The following is a 17,823-nucleotide window of genomic DNA, read 5'->3' as shown; positions in this document are numbered from 1 at the left end:
CCGCACCGCCTTGCGGGCCTTGCGATTCGTCGTCGGGCTAGCAGGATATTAGCCTTTAGCCGGCATCGACGGGACGCGGCGGCCGGGACCTGTCGACGCGACGGACGCTGGCCGGACCACCGGCGCATCCGCCCGCCGCCCCGCGCCAGGATCGCCGCAAGTTCAGGAATGGGCCTTGATGGTCTCGCGCGCGATCACCAGCTGCTGGATCTGCGAGGTGCCCTCGAAGATGCGGAACAGGCGCACGTCGCGGTAAAAGCGCTCGACCGCGTACTCGGACATATAGCCGGCGCCGCCGTGGATCTGCACCGCGCGGTCGGCCACGCGGCCCACCATCTCGGTGGCATAGAGCTTGCAGCAGGCCGCCTGCATGGTGGTGTTCTCGCCGCGGTCGCGCATGCGCGCCGCGTCCAGCACCATGCAGCGCGCCGCGTACAGCTCGGCCTGGCTGTCGGCGATCATGGCCTGGATCAGCTGGAATTCCGCGATGGGCTGGCCGAACTGCTTGCGGTCGATGGCGTACTTCACCGCGTCACGCAACAGACGGTCGGCAATGCCCACGCACAGCGCGGAGATGTGCAGCCGGCCCTTGTCCAGCACCCGCATGGAGGTGCGGAAACCGTTGCCTTCCTCGCCGCCCAGCAGCGCGCTGGCGGGCACGCGGCAGTTGTCGAACACCACGTCGCTGGTCAGCGCGCCGGACTGACCCATTTTCTTGTCGGGCCGGCCGATGGACAGGCCGGGCGTGCCCGCCTCGACCAGGAAGCAGGAGATCGAGGCGGCGCGGCGCTCGGGCGCGGTGCGCGCCATGACCGAGAACAGGCCGGCGATGGGCGCGTTGGTGATGTAGCGCTTGGTGCCGTTGAGCACGTAGTGGTCGCCGTCGCGCTCGGCCGAGACGCGCAGCGCCATGGCGTCGGAGCCGGCGTCCGGCTCGGTCAGCGCGAAGGAGCCGATCAGCTCGCCGCTGGCCAGCCTGGGCAGGTAGCGCGCGCGCTGCTCGTCGGTGCCGGCCAGCACGATGGCCTGCGAGCCGATGCCGATGTTGGTGCCGGCCAGCGAGCGGAAGGCGGGCGAGGTCTGGCCCAGCTCGAACACGACCCGCACCTCTTCTTCCATGTTCAGGCCCAAGCCGCCATGCTCGGGCGCGATCGACAGGCCGAACAGGCCCAGCTCGCGCATTTCACGCACGATGTCCGGCGGCACCTGGCCGCTGGCGGCCAGTTCGTCCTCGGCGGGGATCAGGCGTTCGTGCACGAAACGGCGCACGGCGTCCAGCAACAGGGTCAGGGTTTCGGTGTCCAGGGCCATGATCAGGGTCTCTTCCAGGGGTCCGGGTGGGCGACGGCGCTCAGGCGCGCATGCCGCCGACCAGTAATTCGTAATAGCCGGCGGCGATGGTTTCGGCGTCATCGCCCATGCCGGGTTTGTACCAGCGCACCATCCAGTTCAGCATGGACAGCACCGCGCGGCCGGTGGCCGCCACGTCCAGCGGCCGGAACACGCCCTCGGCCACGCCTTGCGCGATCACTGCGCGCAGGCGCTTCTCGTAGCCGTCGCGCAGGCGCGCGGCGTCCTCGCGCTCGGGCAGCGCCATGCCGGAATAGCCGATCAGCATGGTGACGAATTCGGCGTGGTGCCGTTCGAAATAGCGTGCATGGCCCAGCATGAAGGCGCGCAGCCGCTCGGCCGGGCTCGCCGCCTGGTCCAACGCCTGGCCGACATGCCGCGTCAGGCCTTCCAGCACCGCCAGGATGATGGCGTCGTAGATGTCCTGCTTGGTGGTGAAGTAGTGATAGATGGCGGCCTTGGACACGCCCAGCGCCGCCGCAAGGTCGGCCACCGAACTGCCGTCGTAGCCGCTATGCGCGAACAGCTTGGCGGCTTCTTCCAGGATGCGTTCGCGTGGCGCCGCCAGCGTGGGCGGCCGGCCCGCGCGGGCGCGCTTCTGGGCGGGGGGAGCGGTATGCGCCATGACAGGGCCTGTTGGGACTGCGATTGGACAGAAGTTGCGGCTGGAACTACGGCCGGGATCGCGCTTGCGATCCGCGCTGAAATCGCGGGCGGCGCCCGCCCATCAGGACGCGAGCGAACCTCGATTGACAGCGGCTCGGCGCATGCCGTTAAATAAGGATTAATTAATTACCGGACGGTCGGTAGGTAATTATAGGCACAGCCTGCGGCAGGGCTCAAGCGGTTTGTTCCACGGCCCCGCGCGCTCCCCATCCTGACCCATGAACGCACGCGTAGACACCATGCCCCATCCTCTCGTGACTGATTTGTATGGCCAGATGTCCCTGCCGGTCATCAGCGCCCCGATGTTCATCGTGTCCAATCCCAAACTGGTGCTGGCGCAATGCACCAGCGGCGTGGTCGGCTCCTTTCCGGCTCTGAACGCCCGCCCCCAAAGCCTTCTGAACGACTGGCTGGACGAAATCCAGGCCGGGCTGGCCTCGTACCGCGAGGCCCATCCGGGCGCCAAGGTCGCGCCCTACGCGGTCAATCAGATCATCCACCAGTCCAACGACCGCCTGGAACAGGACCTGGCCGTCTGCGCCAGCCACCGCGTGCCACTGATCATCACCAGCCTGCGCGCACCGGGCGACCTGGTGAAGGGCATCCACGACTGGGGCGGCAAGGTCTTCCATGACGTCACCACGCTGCGTCACGCCGAAAAGGCGCTGGAAGCCGGCGTGGACGGCCTGATCCTGGTCTGCGCGGGCGCGGGCGGCCACGCCGGCACGCTCAGCCCCTTCGCGCTGCTGTCCGAGGTGCGCCGCTTCTATGATGGCCCGCTGATCCTGTCCGGCGCCATCACCACCGGCGAACACGTGCTGGCGGCGCAGGCCATGGGCGCGGACTTCGCCTACATGGGCACGCGCTTCATCGCCAGCGAGGAAGCCAACGCCAGTGAGGGCTACAAATCCGCCATCGTCGATGCCAGCGCCTCGGACGTGCTGTACACGCCGTTCTTCACCGGCATCCCCGGCAACTATCTGAAAGCCAGCGTCGTCGCCGCCGGCCTGGATCCGGCCAACCTGCCGGCGCCCGACAGCGGCGCGTCCAACTTCGGCAGCGGCCGCGCCAAGCCCTGGAAGGACATCTGGGGCGCGGGCCAGGGCGTGGGCGGCATCGACAGCGTGCTGCCCACCCGCGAGATCGTCGCCAGATTGCGGGCGGAGTATGCCCAGGCCCGCGCCCGCCTGGCCGGCGCGGACTTCGCGTAAGCACGGCGCCACGCAACGCCCCCGACCCGGAGAACGCCGCCATGAGCGCAGGCCTGAACATCGACCGCGACGGCGCGGTCCTCACCCTGACCATCAACAGGCCCGAGCGCCGCAACGCGCTCGACAACGCCACCTACGCGGCGCTGACAGAACAGCTGGCGCGGGCGTCGGCCGACGCGTCCGTGTCGGCGGTCATCCTGACCGGCGCCGGCGAGCACTTCACCGCCGGCAACGACCTGCGCGATTTCCAGGCCGAGCGCGGCGCGGGCGACAGCGCCGCGATGAGCTTCCTGCGCGCGCTGACGACGACCGATGTCCCGGTCATCGCGGCCGTCGAGGGCTATGCCGTCGGCATCGGCGTCACGCTGTTGCAGCACTGCGATTTCGTGCACATCGGCGAAGGCGCCACGCTGCGCCTGCCCTTCGTGGCGCTGGGCCTGTGCCCGGAAGGCGCGTCCAGCCTGCTGCTGCCCAGGCTGGCCGGCGCCCGCCGCGCCGCCGAATGGCTGCTGCAGGGCAAGGCCTTCGGCGCCCGCCAGGCGCTGGAAGCCGGGCTGGCCACCACGGTCACGCCCGCCGGCCAGGCGCTGGTGGCGGCCCGGGCCACGGCGGCCGATCTGGCGGCCCAGCCGCCGGCCGCGCTGCGGCTGACCAAGGCCATGCTCAGGCGCCCGGACCACGAGGCCATCCAGGCCACGCTGGACTATGAAGCCGAGCAGTTCCGCGCGCGGCTCGCCACCGAGGAGGCCCAGGCGGCGTTCGCACGGTTCTTCAAGAAGTAGGTGGACGGCGCCAACGCCGGGCTCAAAACGGCGAGTCAGGCAGGAAGTTCGGCGCGCGGCGCTCGCGCAGCGACTGGATTCCTTCGCGCACGTCCGGGCCGGCAAAGCCCATGAACTCCAGTGCCAGCGAGGTATCGAAGCTGGGGCCGGCCATGCGCAGCCAGTTGTTCAGCGAATACTTGGTCCAGCGGATCGCGGTCTGCGAGCCGGCGGCCAGCTTGTTGGCCACTTCGAAAGCCTTGGCGATCAGCTCGGCCTCGTCCACGCACAGCGACACCAGGCCGATGCGCTCGGCTTCCTCGCCGGACACGGTCTCGCACAGCATCAGGTAGTACTTGGCCTTGGCCATGCCGCACAGCAGCGGCCAGACAATGGCCGCGTGGTCGCCGGCCGCCACGCCCAAGCGGGTATGGCCGTCGATGATGCGTGCGTTGCGCGCGGCGATGGAGATGTCGGCAAGCAGCCCGGCCACCAGGCCGGCGCCCACCGCCGCGCCGTGCATGGCGGAAACGATGGGCTTGTTGCAGTTGATGATGTTGTAGACCAGGTCGCGGGCCTCGCGCCAGACGCGGGCGCGCACGTCGAAATCGTCGGCCATCTGCTGCACCAGCCCCAGGTCGCCGCCGCCGGAAAAGCCCTTGCCCTCGCCGCGAATCACCACCACGCGCGTATCCGGATCGGTATCGATATCGCGCCAGATGTCGGCCAGCTCGCGGTGCATGCGGTCGTCAGCGGTGGACAGCTTGCCGGGCAGGCCGTCCTTGGCGCCCATGATCAGCTCCAGTACGCCCCCGGGATGCCGGCGCAGCTTCAGGGACTCGTAGGCGGCGTAATGTTCCAGCGTGATGTCGGTCATTGTCTTCTCCGGTGACGCCGGCGGGACGCCGGCGCGTTTTGGGGCACTATAGTGGATGGCGCGAGCCGTCCCGCTCCCGCCCGCCCTGGAAGCCCAGCCCATGAACACGCCCGTCCCGCCCGCCGGCGCCCCCGTCCGCCGCGATGACCTGCCCGCCCTGTTCGCGCCGCGCGAGCAGGACAGCCACAAAGGCAGCTTCGGCACCGTCGGCGTGGTCGGCGGCGGCCCGGGCATGACAGGCGCCGCGCTGCTGGCGGCGCGGGCTGCGCTCAAGACCGGCGCCGGCAAGGTGCTGGTCGGCTTCGCCGAGAGTGCTTCGCCCCTGCCCTGCGACCCGTTGCAACCCGAACTGATGCTGCGCGACGCCCGCTCGCTGCTGGACGGCAACTGGAACGTGACGACCTGGGTGGCGGGCTGCGGCATCGGCGACTCGCCGCTGGCCGCCGATCTGCTGGCGCGCCTGTTTGCCCGGCGCGGCCAGGCCCCGCTGGTGCTGGACGCCGATGGCCTGAACCTGCTGGCGCGCGGCCAGGTCGAGCCGCATTGGGGCGATGGCCCGGTCGTGCTGACGCCGCATCCGGCCGAAGCGGCCCGGCTGCTCGGCCGAACGACCGCCCAGGTACAGGCCGACCGGCCCACCGCCGCCCAGCAGCTGGCTGGCCGCTACGACGCCTGGATCGTGCTCAAGGGGGCCGGCACCATCGTCTGCGCCCCCGATGGCGGCTGGCGACGCAACACCAGCGGCAATCCCGGCCTGGCGACCGCCGGAACCGGGGACGTATTGGCGGGCATGCTGGGATCGCTGATCGCCCAAGGCCTGCCGCTGGAGCAGGCCGTCGCGGGCGCGGTCTGGCTGCACGGCGCGGCGGCGGACGCCCTGGTCATGAACGGCATCGGCCCCATCGGCCTGACGGCGGGCGAACTGGCCGACGCCGCCCGTACCTTGCGCAACCGGGGCTAGGCTCCCCTAAGGGTTGCCCCCGCCACGGGGAAAAGCCCCATCGGCGGGCTAAGTCCCTGGCACAAAAACATTTTTACAACATTCACAGGGTTGGCTCCGTCGCGCCCGTTGCTTTTGACCTAGGGTTATCCCTATAATGGTTTACCCCAAGACGAAACGGACTGGACTGGAGAACACCATGAGCGAACTGACCCTGAACCACACTGCCCGCCTGACCGACGCGCTGGAGCGCGACCTGCTCCGCGGCGCCCTCGAAAACCAACCCAACGCCCACCCGCTGCTGAGCCTGAAGAAGGCCAGCAAGGCTGTGGTCGCTGGCATCGCCGCCGTGTTCGCCTTCATCGACGAAGTCAACGAATCGATGAACCGCGCCCGCGCCGCCAGCTCGCGCTTCTCCGGTTCCCAGTGGTAAGAACCGCCGGGTCGGCCTGAACCGCGACAGATCTCCCGCGGTTGATGCCGGCACGCGGTGGCCGGAACGCCCGCTGCCCGCGCAGCGCCCGTTCCGGCCCCAGGGTGCCCTGCCCCTCACCGGACGCCTGAGCGCCGGGGCAGCCTCAAGAGAGGCTGCCCCGGCGTTTTTCATTTCCTCGGCATTTCCTCTGCCCAGACCGGCGCGATCGCGCGGTCCATTCCCGTTTTTCCCTGCCATCTCGGCGTTTTCCCTAGCGCCGCAGCCTGTCCCCGCGCATTGACAGCGCGCGAAGCCCCTACCGATAATCGGCCCCTTGCCGTCGTGCCTGGCGCCAAAGACCCTCCGTAAGCCCCGGCAGGCCCGCTAGGTCACTCCCTCAAGCACGATCCGGTTCGTTTTCCATCCGGAGTTGTCACCATGAAGTTGCGTACCACGTTAGCCCTCGCGGCCGCCGCCATTCCGCTGGCCGCCGTCCAGGCCCAGACGCTGAAGATCGGCCTGTCGGCCGAACCCACCTCGGCGGACCCCCACTATCACAAGATGACCCAGAACGACGCGTTCTCGGCGCACGTCTACAGCTCGCTGGTCGGCCGCAGCGCCGACATGAAGCTGGTGCCGGCCCTGGCCACCTCGTGGAAGAACCTGGACGACCTGACCTGGGAATTCAAGCTGCGCGACGACGTCAAGTTCTCGAACGGCAAGCCCTTCACGTCCGAGGACGTGCTGTTCACCATCTGCCGCACGCTGAACAACGAGACCAACGTGTCGCAGTCCTACATGGACACGACCAAGCTGATCACCGACGTGCAGACGCCCGACGCGCACACGGTCATCATAAAGACCGGCGCGCCCTTCCCGCTGATGCCCGCCGAAATGGCCCGCTCGCTGCCCATCATCTGGAACGGCATCGTCGAGCACGGCAAGCTGACCTTCGACCCGAAGAAGGGCTGCGGCGTGACCGGCGCCTGGCCCACCGTGGCCGACTTCAACAACGGCAAGGACGCCATCGGCACCGGCCCCTACACGCTGAAGTCCTACGTCAAGGGCACCGGCATCGAGCTGGTCCGCAACGAGAACTACTGGGGTCCCAAGCCCTATTGGAAGGAAGTGAAGTTCGTGCCGGTGCCCGCCGCCGGTCCGCGCCTGACCGGCCTCTTGTCGGGCGACTTCGACATGATCGAGAACCCGGCCGCGCGCGACCTGCAGCGCCTGAAGGACAACCCCAAGTTCGGCTTCGTGGCCACGCCCTCGACCCGCCTGATATTCTTCCAGCCCGACGTCGGCCGCGCCCAGAGCCCCTTCGTGAAGGCCGCCGACGGCAAGAACCCGCTGCAGGACCTGCGCGTGCGCAAGGCTATCTCCATGGCCATCGACCGCAAGACCATCACCGCCCGCATCATGGACGGCATGGCCACGCCCGCCTACCAGTTCATGCCCGACGGCATGTTCGGCGCCCTGCCCAAGGCCGAGGAAATCAAGTACGACCCCGAAGGCGCCAAGAAGCTGCTGGCCGAGGCCGGCTACCCGAACGGCTTCGAACTGACCATCTCGTCCACCAACGACCGCTACGTCAACGACGGCCAGGTCGCCCAGGCCGTGGCCCAGTACCTGTCGCGCATCGGCATCAAGACCACGGTTGACGCGATGACCGCCTCGATCTATTTCCCCAAGCGCGCCAAGCGCGAATTCAGCTTCCCGATGGGCGGCTGGCCGGCGGAAACGGGCGAGGCTTCGGCGCTGTTCCAGCTGTGGGTGGCCTCGCTGGATTCGCCCAACAGCCTGGGCACCAGCAACTACGGCGGCTTCTCCAACGCCGATTTCGACAAGGTCTACAAGCAGGCCATCGTGACGGTGGACGCACCCAAGCGCGAAGCGCTGCTGCAGCAGTCCACCAAGATCGCGCTGGACAACGTGCCGCTGATCCCGCTGCACTTCGAAAGCAGCATCTGGGCATTCCGCAAGGGCATCAGCTACGAAGGCCGCCGCGACCAGTTCACGCTGGCCACCTCGGTCAAGCCTGACGCGAAGTAATTCGCGCTGGCAGACAAATGCGCCCCACGGGGCGCATTTTTCATCGCCGGGCCGCCCCAAGATGAAAAGCGCCCCCCTCGGGGGGGCAGCAAGCGCACGCAGTGCGCGCGGCGTGGGGGGTCTTTTTCATCGCCGGGCCGCCCCAAGATGAAAAACACCCCCTCGAGGGGGCAGCAAGCGCACGTAGTGCGCGCGGCGTGGGGGGTCTTTTTCATTTCGCGGCGTACTGCGCCCTGGCCTTCGGCCGGTCCGCCAGCAGCTCATCCAGCTGGCGGCACAGCAACGCGATGAACGCCTCGGTCTTGGGCGGCAGCAAGCGCCCCTGCATCACCTGGATCTGCAGGCTGCGCGATTGCAGTTCGGCATTGGAGATCGGCACCGCGACCAGCTGATCGCGGTCCAGGCTGTGCGTCACCGAGATATAGGCGCCCAGCATGATGGCGTCGGAGCCATACACGAAGCCGTGCAGCGGCGAAGGATCGTTGCAGCTCAGCGCGGGCTCTATCTGCACCGACTCCAGCTCGCAGCCCAGTTCGAACAGGCGCCGCGTGGTCGTGCCGGGTTCGGTCAACGCCATCGGGTAGGCGCCCAGATCCTGCAGGCTCACGCTGGCGCGGCCCGCCAGCGGATGGTCGGCCGCCATCACCGCATGTACCGGCGCGCGGCGTGAGTAGCGCACGCTCAGGCCGCCGGCGCGCTCCATATTGAAGGCCATGCCCAGCTCGGCCTGGCCCTCGGCCACGCGCCGCAGCACTTCCCTGGGCGTATCCACGTGCAGGTCGAAACGCATGTCCGGCCAGTCCTGGCGAAAGCGCGCCATGGCCGCCGGCAGGAACGTGCGCGCCACGCCCGCGACGGACGCCACGCGGATCTCGTCGCGCGCCGCGCCCTTGAGCGCGGCGATCTCCTGCAGCACCGATTCGGATTCCAGCATGGTGCGCCGCGCATGCGTCAGCAGCAGCCGGCCGGCGTCGCTGAGCACCATGCCGCGCGCGGCGCGCTCGAACAGCGGCGCGCCGGCCTGCTCTTCCAGCTTGGCGATCTGCCGGCTGATGGCCGACACCGCCACGTGCAGGCGCTCGGACGCGCCGCTCAGGCTGCCCGCCTGGGCCACCTCCACAAAGTACCTCAACGCGATACCGTGCATGTTCCCCCGCAGGTGGATTGAGCGTCAGGGCAAACCTTGCCTTTTTTGCAAAGCTACCGATAAATATTCTAATTGTAGAGAAAGCTACCCGGATCCTAGAATTCGGCGATACATCCAAGCGGGCGCGCCCAGCGACGCGCCGGGCACATAGGGGACAACCGTGTCAGCAGCAGTTTCCAGCGCCAGCCGCTCGACCGCGATCGCGCGCGCGCTCGCGTATGCCGATAGCGGCGCCTTGCGCCGCGACCTGGCGGGCCTGGTCGCCCGCCGCAGCGTCAGCCAGGCGCCCGAACAGCGGCCCGAACTCTACGACTACCTGCGCGCCGCTGTCGCGCCCCGGCTGGAAGGCCTGGGATTTTCCTGTCGCATCGAAGACAACCCGGTACAAGATGGCCCGCCCTTCCTGCTGGCCGAGCGCATCGAGGCCGCCAACCTGCCCACCGTGCTGCTCTACGCCCACGGCGACGTGGTGCGCGGCTACGACGAGCAATGGCGCGACGGCCTGTCACCCTGGACCCTGGTCGAGGAAGGCGAGCGCTGGTACGGGCGCGGCACGGCCGACAACAAGGGCCAGTACTGCATCAACGTGGCCGCGCTGGAACAGGTGTTGGCCGAGCGCGGCGGGCGCCTGGGCTTCAACGCCCGCATGCTGGTCGAATGCGGCGAGGAAGTCGGCTCGCCCGGCCTGCACGCGGCCTGCGGCCAGTGGCGCGACGCCTTGAAGGCCGACGTCTTCATCGCATCGGACGGCCCGCGCCTGGCGGCGGACCTGCCCACGCTGTTCCTAGGTTCGCGCGGCACGCTGCTGTTCGACCTGGAAGTCAATCTGCGCAGCCACGCGCATCACTCGGGCAACTGGGGCGGCGTGCTGCCCAACCCCGGGCTGATCCTGGCGCACGCGCTGGCCAGCCTGGTCGACGCGCGCGGCCGCCTGCAAGTCGACGGCCTGCGCCCGCCACCCATCCCCGCCGCCGTGCGCCGCGCGCTGGCCACCATCGAGGTCGGCCGCGACGACGACGCGCCCGAAACGGATCCGGACTGGGGCGAGCCGGGTCTGAGCCTGGCCGAACGGCTGTTCGGCTGGAACACGCTGGAAGTGCTGGCCTACAAGACCGGCAATCCCGACAATCCCGTGGGCGCCATACCCGGACGCGCGGCCGCCGCCTGCAACCTGCGCTTCGTGGTCGGCACCGACTGGCGCGCCGCCAGCGACATCCTGCGCGCCCATCTGGACGCGCACGGCTTTGGCCAGGTGCAGGTCAAGGTCCGCCGCGGCACCCCCGCCACCCGGCTGGACCCGGACGATGCCTGGGCCCGCTGGGCCGCGGCATCGCTGGCCGCGACCACCGGCGCCGCACCCGCCATCCTGCCCAACCTGGGCGGCACCGTGCCCAACGACGCGTTCTCGGACGTGCTGGGACTGCCCACGATCTGGGTGCCGCATTCCTACCCCGCCTGCTGCCAGCACGGCCCGGACGAACATCTGCTGGCCCCGGTCGCCCGTCAGGCCATGGCCATCATGGCCGGCCTGTTCTGGGACCTGGGCGAGCAGGGCCCGGCCGTTATGGCAGAACGCCAGGCGGCCACGGCCGGCTGACCGCCGCGCAGGCCGCTTTCTTCCCTATACAATCCCCCCGCTTCATCGGAGTCCTCATGTCCACACCCGCCGCCGCGCCCAGTCCGCGTCCCTTCCTGCTCGCCTGTCCGGACCTGTCGTCCGAGCGCGCCGGCAATACGGACACCCCCGGGGTGTGGCACTTCGATTCCGGCGTGCCGGGCAAGCGCGTGATGTTGAGCGCGCTGATCCACGGCAACGAACTGTGCGGCGCCTGGGCGCTCAAGGACGCGCTGGCCGCCGGCCTGCGTCCGCGTCGGGGCAGCCTGACGCTGGCCTTCTGCAACCTGGCCGCCTTCGACCGCTTCGACCCGTCCAACTACGCCCCCGCGCGCTTCGTGGACGAAGACATGAACCGCGTCTGGAGCGAGGACAAGCTGTCCGCGCCGAACAACCAGGAACGCCGCCGCGCGGCCCAGATCCGTCCCTGGGTGGAACGCAGCGACTGGCTGCTGGACTTCCACTCGATGAGCAATTCCGACGTGCCGCTGCAGCTGACCGGCATGGAACAGCGCAACATCGACCTGGCGCTGGCGCTGGGCAACCCCGCCACCATCATCGCCGACGCCGGCCATGCCGCCGGCGTGCGCATGCGCGACTATGGTCGCTTCGGCCAAGCCGGCGACAACGGCACCCGCTCGCTGCTGATCGAATGCGGTTTCCATGGCGCGCCCGAGGCGCACGGCGTGGCGCTGGACCAGCTGGCCCGCTTCCTGCTCGCCGCCGACACCGTGGATCGCGCCGACCTGCCGGCCGCCTGGTTCGCGCCGGACGCCGGCGCGCAGCGCGCGCTGCGCGTCACGCATGCCGTGGCCGCCAAGAGCGCCGACTTCCGCTTCGCCCAGCCCTGGAAGGGGCTGGAGACGCTGCCGCGCGCCGGCGACCTGATCGGCTGGTCCGAGGGCGAGCCGGTGGTCGCGCCCTACGATGATTGCGTGCTGATCATGCCGTCCACGGCCAACCTGCGCCCGGGCGTGACGGTGGTCCGGCTGGCGCAGCCCATCGCCGCATAAAGACGGCAGGCGCCCCCCAGAGGGCGCCGCCCGCGACTCACCACAACACCACAAGGGGAAAACACATGTCAGCCAAGACCATCCAACGCCTGTTACCGGCCGCGTGCGCGCTCGCCGCCGCGCTGGCCGCCTGTCCCACCGCCACCCTGGCCCAGGCCGGCGCGCTGCGCATCGGCCTGTCGTCCGAACCCACCGCGATGGACCCGCACTACCATCAGGTCACGCCCAACGACGCGATGACCTCGCACGTGTTCGAGACGCTGGTCGGCCAGGACGCGGCCATGAAGCTGATCCCGCGCCTGGCCACGGCCTGGAAGTCCGTGGACGACACCACCTGGGAATTCACGCTGCGCCAAGGCGCCAAGTTCTCCAACGGCCAGCCCTTCACGCCGCAGGACGTGATCTTCACGTTCTGCCGCGTGATGAACAACGAGCAGTCCATCGGCGGCTCCCAGCCCGCCGTGGTGCAGAAGTTCGCCAGCGTCGAAGCGCGCGGCGACGACACGCTGGTCATCAAGACGCGCCTGCCCTATCCGCTGCTGCCCAACGACATGAGCCGCATGCCCATGCTGTGGAGCGGCATCGTCCAGCACGGCCCGATCACGTTCGACCTGAAGAACGGCTGCGGCGTGACCGGCCCCTGGCCCACCGTGGCCGACTTCAACGGCGGCAAGTCCGCCATTGGCACCGGCCCCTACACGCTCAAGTCCTATGTCAAGGGCAGCGCCATCGAACTGACCCGCAACGAAGGCTACTGGGGCGACAAACCGGCCTGGGGCGAGGTCAAGCTGATCCCCGCGCCGTCGGCCGGTCCGCGCCTGACGGGCCTGTTGGCCGGCGACTTCGACCTGATCGAGAACCCCGCCGCGCGCGACGTCAAGCGCATCTCGGAAACGCCGGGCTTCGGCTACGTGATCACGCCGTCCGTGCGCGTGGTGTACTTCCAGTTCGACGTGGCGCGCTCGCCCAGCCCCATGGTCAAGGCCGCCGACGGCAAGAACCCGCTGCAGGACGTGCGCGTGCGCCGCGCCATTTCCATGGCCATCGACCGCAAGGCCATCGCCGCCCGCATCATGGACGGCGCCGCCACCCCGGCCAACCAGTTCCTGCCCGACGGCATGTTCGGCACGCTGCCGCAGCCGCCGGAACTCAAGTACGACCCCGAAGGCGCCAAGAAGCTGCTGGCCGAGGCCGGCTACCCGAACGGCTTCGAACTGGCCGTGTCATCCACCAACGACCGCTACATCAACGACGCCCAGATCTCGCAGGCGGTGGCGCAGTACCTGTCGCGCGTGGGCATCAAGGCCTCGGTCGACGCGATGACGCGCTCGATCTACTTCCCCAAGCGCGCCAAGCGCGAGTTCAGCTTCGCCATGGGCGGCTGGTCGTCGGAAACGGGCGAAGCCTCGTCTTTCCTGCAATACTGGGTCTCCGCGTTCGACAAGGAACACGGCCTGGGCACCAGCAACTACGGCGGCTACGACAACCCGGCGTTCGACCAGGTCTTCAAGCGCGCCCTGGTCACGGTGGACCCGGCCGCGCGCGAGAAGCTGCTGCAGGAATCGCTGGCGATCGCGCTGGCGGACCTGCCCAGCATCCCGCTGCACTTCGAAAGCAGCATCTGGGCGTACCGCAAGGGCCTGACCTACGAAGGCCGCGCCGACCAGTACACCCTGGCCATGTCGGCCAAGCCCGCCAAGTAGCCCCGCCTGGCGCCCGCAACTCCCGAGCCCACCAAGGAAATATCAAGTGGCCCTATTCATCTTGCGCAGGTTGATACAGAGCCTGTTCGTACTGCTGGCCGTCTCGGTCGTGGTCTTCTTCGCGGTGTATGCCGTGGGCGACCCGATCGAGCTGCTGGTCAGCCCCGAGGCCAGCCAGGCCGCCCGCGAAGCCATGATCGCCCGCCTCGGGCTGGACCTGCCCGTATGGCAGCAGTACACGGGCTTCCTGTGGCGCGCGCTGCACGGCGACCTGGGCGTGTCCTTCGTCCACGGCATCCCCGCCATCGAGCTGATCGTACAGCGCATCCCGGCCACCTTCGAACTGGTGGTCGTGGCCATCGGGCTGACCTGTGTCATCGGCATCCCGCTGGGGCTGGTCGCCGGCCTGTACCGTGACGAGCCGCTGGGCCGGGGCATCATGGCCTCGTCGGTGCTGGGCTTCTCGCTGCCCAACTTCTGGCAGGGCATGATGCTGATCCTGCTGTTCGCCGTATGGCTGGGCTGGCTGCCGGCCACGGGCCGCGGCGACACCGTCACCGTGCTCGGCGTGCGTCTGTCGATCCTGACCGCCGACGGCTGGTCGCACCTGATCATGCCGGCCATCAACCTGGCGCTGGCCAACATCGCGCTGGTGCTGCGCCTGACCGCCTCGGGCGTGGTCGAGGCGCGCAGCCAGGACTACGTGAAGTTCGCGCGCGCCAAGGGCGTCAAGCCGGGCCGCATCGTGCGCCGCCACATCCTGCGCAACATCCTGATCCCCGTGGTGACCGTGATCGGCATGGAATTCGGCACGCTGATCGCGTACTCCACCATCACCGAGACGGTGTTCGCCTGGCCCGGCATGGGCAAGCTGCTGATCGACAGCGTCCACCAGCTGGACCGCCCCGTGGTGGTGGCCTACGTGATGCTGGTCACCCTGATCTTCGTGGTCATCAACCTGGTCGTGGACATCCTGTACGCCGCGCTCGACCCGCGCGTGCAGCTCGTGACCCCCGCTCAATAATCGTCATGGCTCAATCTCCCAATCCCGGCCGCACCCGCACCGCCCCGCCCCTGGCGGACACGCCCAAGCGCGCCTCCATCCTGAAGAAACTGCGCTCTCGGCCCACCGTGACCGGCTCGGCCATCGCGCTGGCCGTGCTGATCATCCTGGTGGTGTTCGCGCCCTACTTCGCGCCGCAGAACCCCTACGACCTCGCCAACCTCTCGCTCATGGACGGCCGCCTGGCGCCGCGCCAGGCGCTGATGGACGGCAGCATCGCCTGGCTGGGCACCGACGACCAGGGCCGCGACATGCTCAGCGCCATCCTGTATGGCCTGCGCATCAGCCTGATGGTGGGCCTGTCCGCCGTGGTGCTGGCCACCGCCGTGGGCGGCGCGGTTGGCCTGGTGGCCGCCTACATGGGCGGCGTGGTCGACACCATCCTGATGCGCATCGTCGACTTCATCCTGGGCTTTCCGACCATCCTGGTGGCGCTGGTGCTGCTGGTGGTGATGGGGCGCGGCGTGGACAAGGTGATCCTGGCGCTGGTGCTGGTGCAATGGGGCCACTACGCGCGCATCATGCGCGGCCGCGCGCTGCAGGAGCGGCGCAAGGAATACGTGGAGGCCGCCGCCAACCTGGGCTTCCCGGCCTGGCGCATCATGGCCTTCCACCTGCTGCCGAACTGCCTGGGCCCGGTCATGGTGTTCGCCACCATCCAGATCGCGACCGCGATCGCGCTGGAAGCCACGCTGTCCTTCCTGGGCGTGGGCGTGCCCATCACCGAGCCGTCGCTGGGCCTGTTGATCTCCAATGGCTTCCAGTATCTGCTCTCGGGCGACTACTGGATCAGCCTGTTCCCGGGCATCGCCCTGCTGCTGCTGATCCTGTCCATCAACATCGTCGGCGACCGCCTCCGCGAAAGCCTGGACCCGAAAAGATGAGGCCCACCCCCGAAGCGCTGCGCGCTTCCCCCTCGAGGGGGCGTGCTGGCGGACCGGCGAAGCCGGCTCCGCGGCACCCCGATGGAGCGACACCCGATACCTGCGTGGCGGTTTGCGCAATGGATGACTGACATGAGCGAGACCATTCTGGAGGTGCGCGGCCTGCGCACCGCATTCCATACCGAAGCCGGCGCCTGGCCGGCCGTCGACGGCGTAGACCTGACCGTGCGCCGAGGCGAAATCGTGGGCCTGGTCGGCGAGTCCGGCTCGGGCAAGTCCGTGACCGGCTTCTCGCTGCTGGGCCTGATCGATCCCCCCGGGGAAGTGGTCGAGGGCGAGGTCCGCTTCAAGGGCCAGGACCTGCGCAAGTACAGCGAAGAACAGATGCGCCAGCTGCGCGGCGACCGCATCGCGATGATCTTCCAGGATCCGCTGATGACGCTGAACCCGGTGCTGCGCATCGGCGAGCAGATGATGGAAGCCATCCTGACGCACGCGGACGTGCCGCGCGCGCAAGCGCTCGAGCGCTGCCGCGAAGCGCTGGAGATGGTGGGCATCCCCTCGCCCGAAAAGCGCCTGAAGAGCTATCCGCACGAGTTCTCCGGCGGCATGCGCCAGCGCGTGGCCATCGCCATCGCCATGCTGAACAAGCCCGACCTGATCATCTGCGACGAGCCCACCACCGCGCTGGACGTCACCATCCAGGGCCAGATCCTCTACCGCATGCAGGAGATCTGCCGTCAGCACAACACCGCGCTGATCTGGATCACTCACGACCTGGGCGTGGTCGCCGAGCTGGCCGACCGCGTGGCCGTCATGTATGCCGGCCGCATCGTCGAGAGCGGCCCGGTCGAGCAGGTGCTGGAAGCGCCGCGCCATCCATACACGCGCGGCCTGCTGGACTCGATGCCGGGCGCCACGCAGCCCGGCGCGCGCCTGCACCAGATCAACGGCATGGCGCCCAGCCTGTCCGGCCGTCCCTCGGGCTGTGCGTTCCGGCCGCGCTGCCCCAGCGCGGTCACGCGCTGCACCGAGCAAGCCCCCACCGTCACCACCGAAGGCCCGCGCAGCTTCCGCTGCTACGTGCCGATCGCCCGCGAGGCCGAGCAAGCATGAATCAAGCCGATACTCCCGTCATCGAGCTGAAGAACGTCCACAAGCGCTTCGAGCAACGTCCCGACCTGGCCCAGCGCATCCTGGCCCTGGCCGGCCGTCCCATCGACCGCCGCACCGTCTACGCCGTCAACGGCGTGGACCTGTCCATCCGCCGCGGCGAGGTGGTCGGCCTGGTGGGCGAATCGGGCTGCGGCAAGTCCACGCTGGGCCGCGTGGTGGCCGGCCTGCATCGCCAGACCGAGGGCGAGCTGCTGTACCAGGGCCGCGATGCGGCCCGCCTGCGCGGCGCCGACAAGCTGGCCTACACGCTGGGCGTGCAGATGATCTTCCAGGATCCGCAGGCCTCGCTGAATCCGCGCCAGCGGCTGCGCCAGATCCTGGGCGAGGCGCTGAAGGTGCATAAGCTGGCGCCGCCGGCCGACATTCCCGCGCGCATCGACCAGGCGCTGTCCGAGGTCGGTCTGGACCGCGAATACCGCGATCGTTTCCCGCACCAGATCTCCGGCGGCCAGCGCCAGCGCATCGGCATCGCCCGCGCGCTGATGGTGGCGCCCAAGTTCCTGGTCTGCGACGAGCCGGTGGCCGCGCTGGACGTGTCGATCCAGGCGCAGGTGATCAACCTGTTCATGGACCTGCGCGAACAGCACGGCTTCACCTACCTGTTCATCAGCCATGACCTGGGCGTGGTCAAGCACATTTCCGACCGCGTCGCCATCATGTACCTGGGCAAGATCGTCGAGATTTCGACCGCAGCCGAGATCTTCGCGCGCGCCAACCACCCCTATACCCAGGCCCTGATGGCCGAGGTGCCGGACGTGGCGCGGCGCGGCCGCAAGTTCACGCCCATCAAGGGCGAAATCCCGTCGCCGCTGAATCCGCCGCCGGGCTGTACATTCAACCCGCGCTGTCCGCACGCCATGCCGCGCTGCCGCGAGCAGGCGCCGGTCCTGAAGGAAATCTCGCCGGGCCACTGGTCGGCCTGCCATCTGAACGAAGCCACCGCCTGACAC

16 protein-coding genes are annotated in these 17,823 nt (G+C 68.9%); 12 read left to right on the top strand and 4 right to left on the bottom strand.

Annotated elements, in window-relative coordinates; translation table 11 throughout:
* Nucleotides 1-162 precede the first annotated feature (162 nt).
* Nucleotides 163-1,311 carry an acyl-CoA dehydrogenase family protein gene (locus tag C2U31_RS07005; protein ID WP_103272185.1) on the bottom strand — a complete coding sequence of 383 codons (1,149 nt, stop codon included), beginning with the start codon at nucleotides 1,309-1,311 and terminating at the stop codon, nucleotides 163-165.
* Nucleotides 1,312-1,351: 40 nt separating this feature from the next.
* The gene (locus C2U31_RS07000; RefSeq protein ID WP_103272184.1) at nucleotides 1,352-1,975 is read right to left on the bottom strand and encodes a TetR/AcrR family transcriptional regulator; all 624 of its coding nucleotides are present in this window, start codon (nucleotides 1,973-1,975) and stop codon (nucleotides 1,352-1,354) included.
* A 259-nt stretch (nucleotides 1,976-2,234) separates the two neighbouring features.
* Between C2U31_RS07000 and C2U31_RS06995 the strand changes: the two genes are divergently transcribed.
* Nucleotides 2,235-3,227, top strand: coding sequence for a nitronate monooxygenase family protein (locus C2U31_RS06995; protein WP_103272183.1), 993 nt, complete (start codon nucleotides 2,235-2,237; stop codon nucleotides 3,225-3,227).
* Between the two features lie 41 nt (nucleotides 3,228-3,268).
* Nucleotides 3,269-4,009, top strand: coding sequence for an enoyl-CoA hydratase-related protein (locus C2U31_RS06990; protein WP_103272182.1), 741 nt, complete (start codon nucleotides 3,269-3,271; stop codon nucleotides 4,007-4,009).
* A gap of 22 nt (nucleotides 4,010-4,031) precedes the next feature.
* On the opposite strand, the gene C2U31_RS06985 is transcribed toward C2U31_RS06990, so the two are convergent.
* Nucleotides 4,032-4,865 carry an enoyl-CoA hydratase/isomerase family protein gene (locus C2U31_RS06985; protein ID WP_103272181.1) on the bottom strand — a complete coding sequence of 278 codons (834 nt, stop codon included), beginning with the start codon at nucleotides 4,863-4,865 and terminating at the stop codon, nucleotides 4,032-4,034.
* Between the two features lie 100 nt (nucleotides 4,866-4,965).
* On the opposite strand from C2U31_RS06985, the gene C2U31_RS06980 reads away from it, so the two are divergent.
* The 3 genes from C2U31_RS06980 to C2U31_RS06970 all read left to right on the top strand — a co-directional run bounded on the left by C2U31_RS06980 (nucleotide 4,966) and on the right by C2U31_RS06970 (nucleotide 8,272).
* Nucleotides 4,966-5,826 (top strand): NAD(P)H-hydrate dehydratase, encoded by an 861-nt coding sequence (locus C2U31_RS06980; RefSeq protein WP_103272180.1) that lies wholly within the window; start codon nucleotides 4,966-4,968, stop codon nucleotides 5,824-5,826.
* 178 nt (nucleotides 5,827-6,004) lie between these two features.
* On the top strand, nucleotides 6,005-6,238 hold the full coding sequence (locus C2U31_RS06975) for a hypothetical protein (RefSeq protein WP_103272179.1): 234 nt from the start codon (nucleotides 6,005-6,007) through the stop codon (nucleotides 6,236-6,238).
* A 420-nt stretch (nucleotides 6,239-6,658) separates the two neighbouring features.
* Entirely contained in the window at nucleotides 6,659-8,272 is a 1,614-nt protein-coding gene (locus C2U31_RS06970; RefSeq protein WP_103272178.1) for an ABC transporter substrate-binding protein, read from the top strand.
* Between the two features lie 211 nt (nucleotides 8,273-8,483).
* On the opposite strand, the gene C2U31_RS06965 is transcribed toward C2U31_RS06970, so the two are convergent.
* On the bottom strand, nucleotides 8,484-9,404 hold the full coding sequence (locus tag C2U31_RS06965) for a LysR family transcriptional regulator (RefSeq protein ID WP_233772687.1): 921 nt from the start codon (nucleotides 9,402-9,404) through the stop codon (nucleotides 8,484-8,486).
* 175 nt (nucleotides 9,405-9,579) lie between these two features.
* On the opposite strand from C2U31_RS06965, the gene C2U31_RS06960 reads away from it, so the two are divergent.
* The 7 genes from C2U31_RS06960 to C2U31_RS06930 all read left to right on the top strand — a co-directional run bounded on the left by C2U31_RS06960 (nucleotide 9,580) and on the right by C2U31_RS06930 (nucleotide 17,820).
* Nucleotides 9,580-11,016 (top strand): M20 family metallopeptidase, encoded by a 1,437-nt coding sequence (locus tag C2U31_RS06960; protein WP_103272176.1) that lies wholly within the window; start codon nucleotides 9,580-9,582, stop codon nucleotides 11,014-11,016.
* A 56-nt stretch (nucleotides 11,017-11,072) separates the two neighbouring features.
* Nucleotides 11,073-12,047 (top strand): succinylglutamate desuccinylase/aspartoacylase family protein, encoded by a 975-nt coding sequence (locus C2U31_RS06955; RefSeq protein ID WP_103272175.1) that lies wholly within the window; start codon nucleotides 11,073-11,075, stop codon nucleotides 12,045-12,047.
* 65 nt (nucleotides 12,048-12,112) lie between these two features.
* The gene (locus C2U31_RS06950) at nucleotides 12,113-13,750 is read left to right on the top strand and encodes an ABC transporter substrate-binding protein (protein WP_103272174.1); all 1,638 of its coding nucleotides are present in this window, start codon (nucleotides 12,113-12,115) and stop codon (nucleotides 13,748-13,750) included.
* A 46-nt stretch (nucleotides 13,751-13,796) separates the two neighbouring features.
* A complete protein-coding gene (locus C2U31_RS06945) occupies nucleotides 13,797-14,774 on the top strand; it encodes an ABC transporter permease (protein ID WP_103272173.1) in 978 nt (325 codons plus the stop codon).
* 5 nt (nucleotides 14,775-14,779) lie between these two features.
* Complete coding sequence (locus C2U31_RS06940; protein WP_103272172.1) at nucleotides 14,780-15,697, top strand: ABC transporter permease; 918 nt, start codon at nucleotides 14,780-14,782, stop codon at nucleotides 15,695-15,697.
* A 132-nt stretch (nucleotides 15,698-15,829) separates the two neighbouring features.
* Nucleotides 15,830-16,813 carry an ABC transporter ATP-binding protein gene (locus tag C2U31_RS06935; RefSeq protein ID WP_103272171.1) on the top strand — a complete coding sequence of 328 codons (984 nt, stop codon included), beginning with the start codon at nucleotides 15,830-15,832 and terminating at the stop codon, nucleotides 16,811-16,813.
* A complete protein-coding gene (locus C2U31_RS06930; RefSeq protein ID WP_103272170.1) occupies nucleotides 16,810-17,820 on the top strand; it encodes an ABC transporter ATP-binding protein in 1,011 nt (336 codons plus the stop codon). The genes C2U31_RS06935 and C2U31_RS06930 overlap by 4 nt, the downstream gene beginning before the upstream one ends.
* Nucleotides 17,821-17,823 lie beyond the last annotated feature (3 nt).

The sequence above is a fragment of the Achromobacter sp. AONIH1 genome (assembly GCF_002902905.1).
Lineage (GTDB): Bacteria > Pseudomonadota > Gammaproteobacteria > Burkholderiales > Burkholderiaceae_B > Achromobacter.
The sequence above is the reverse complement of the archived record's forward strand: the minus strand, read 5'-3'. Positions and strand labels throughout refer to the sequence as shown.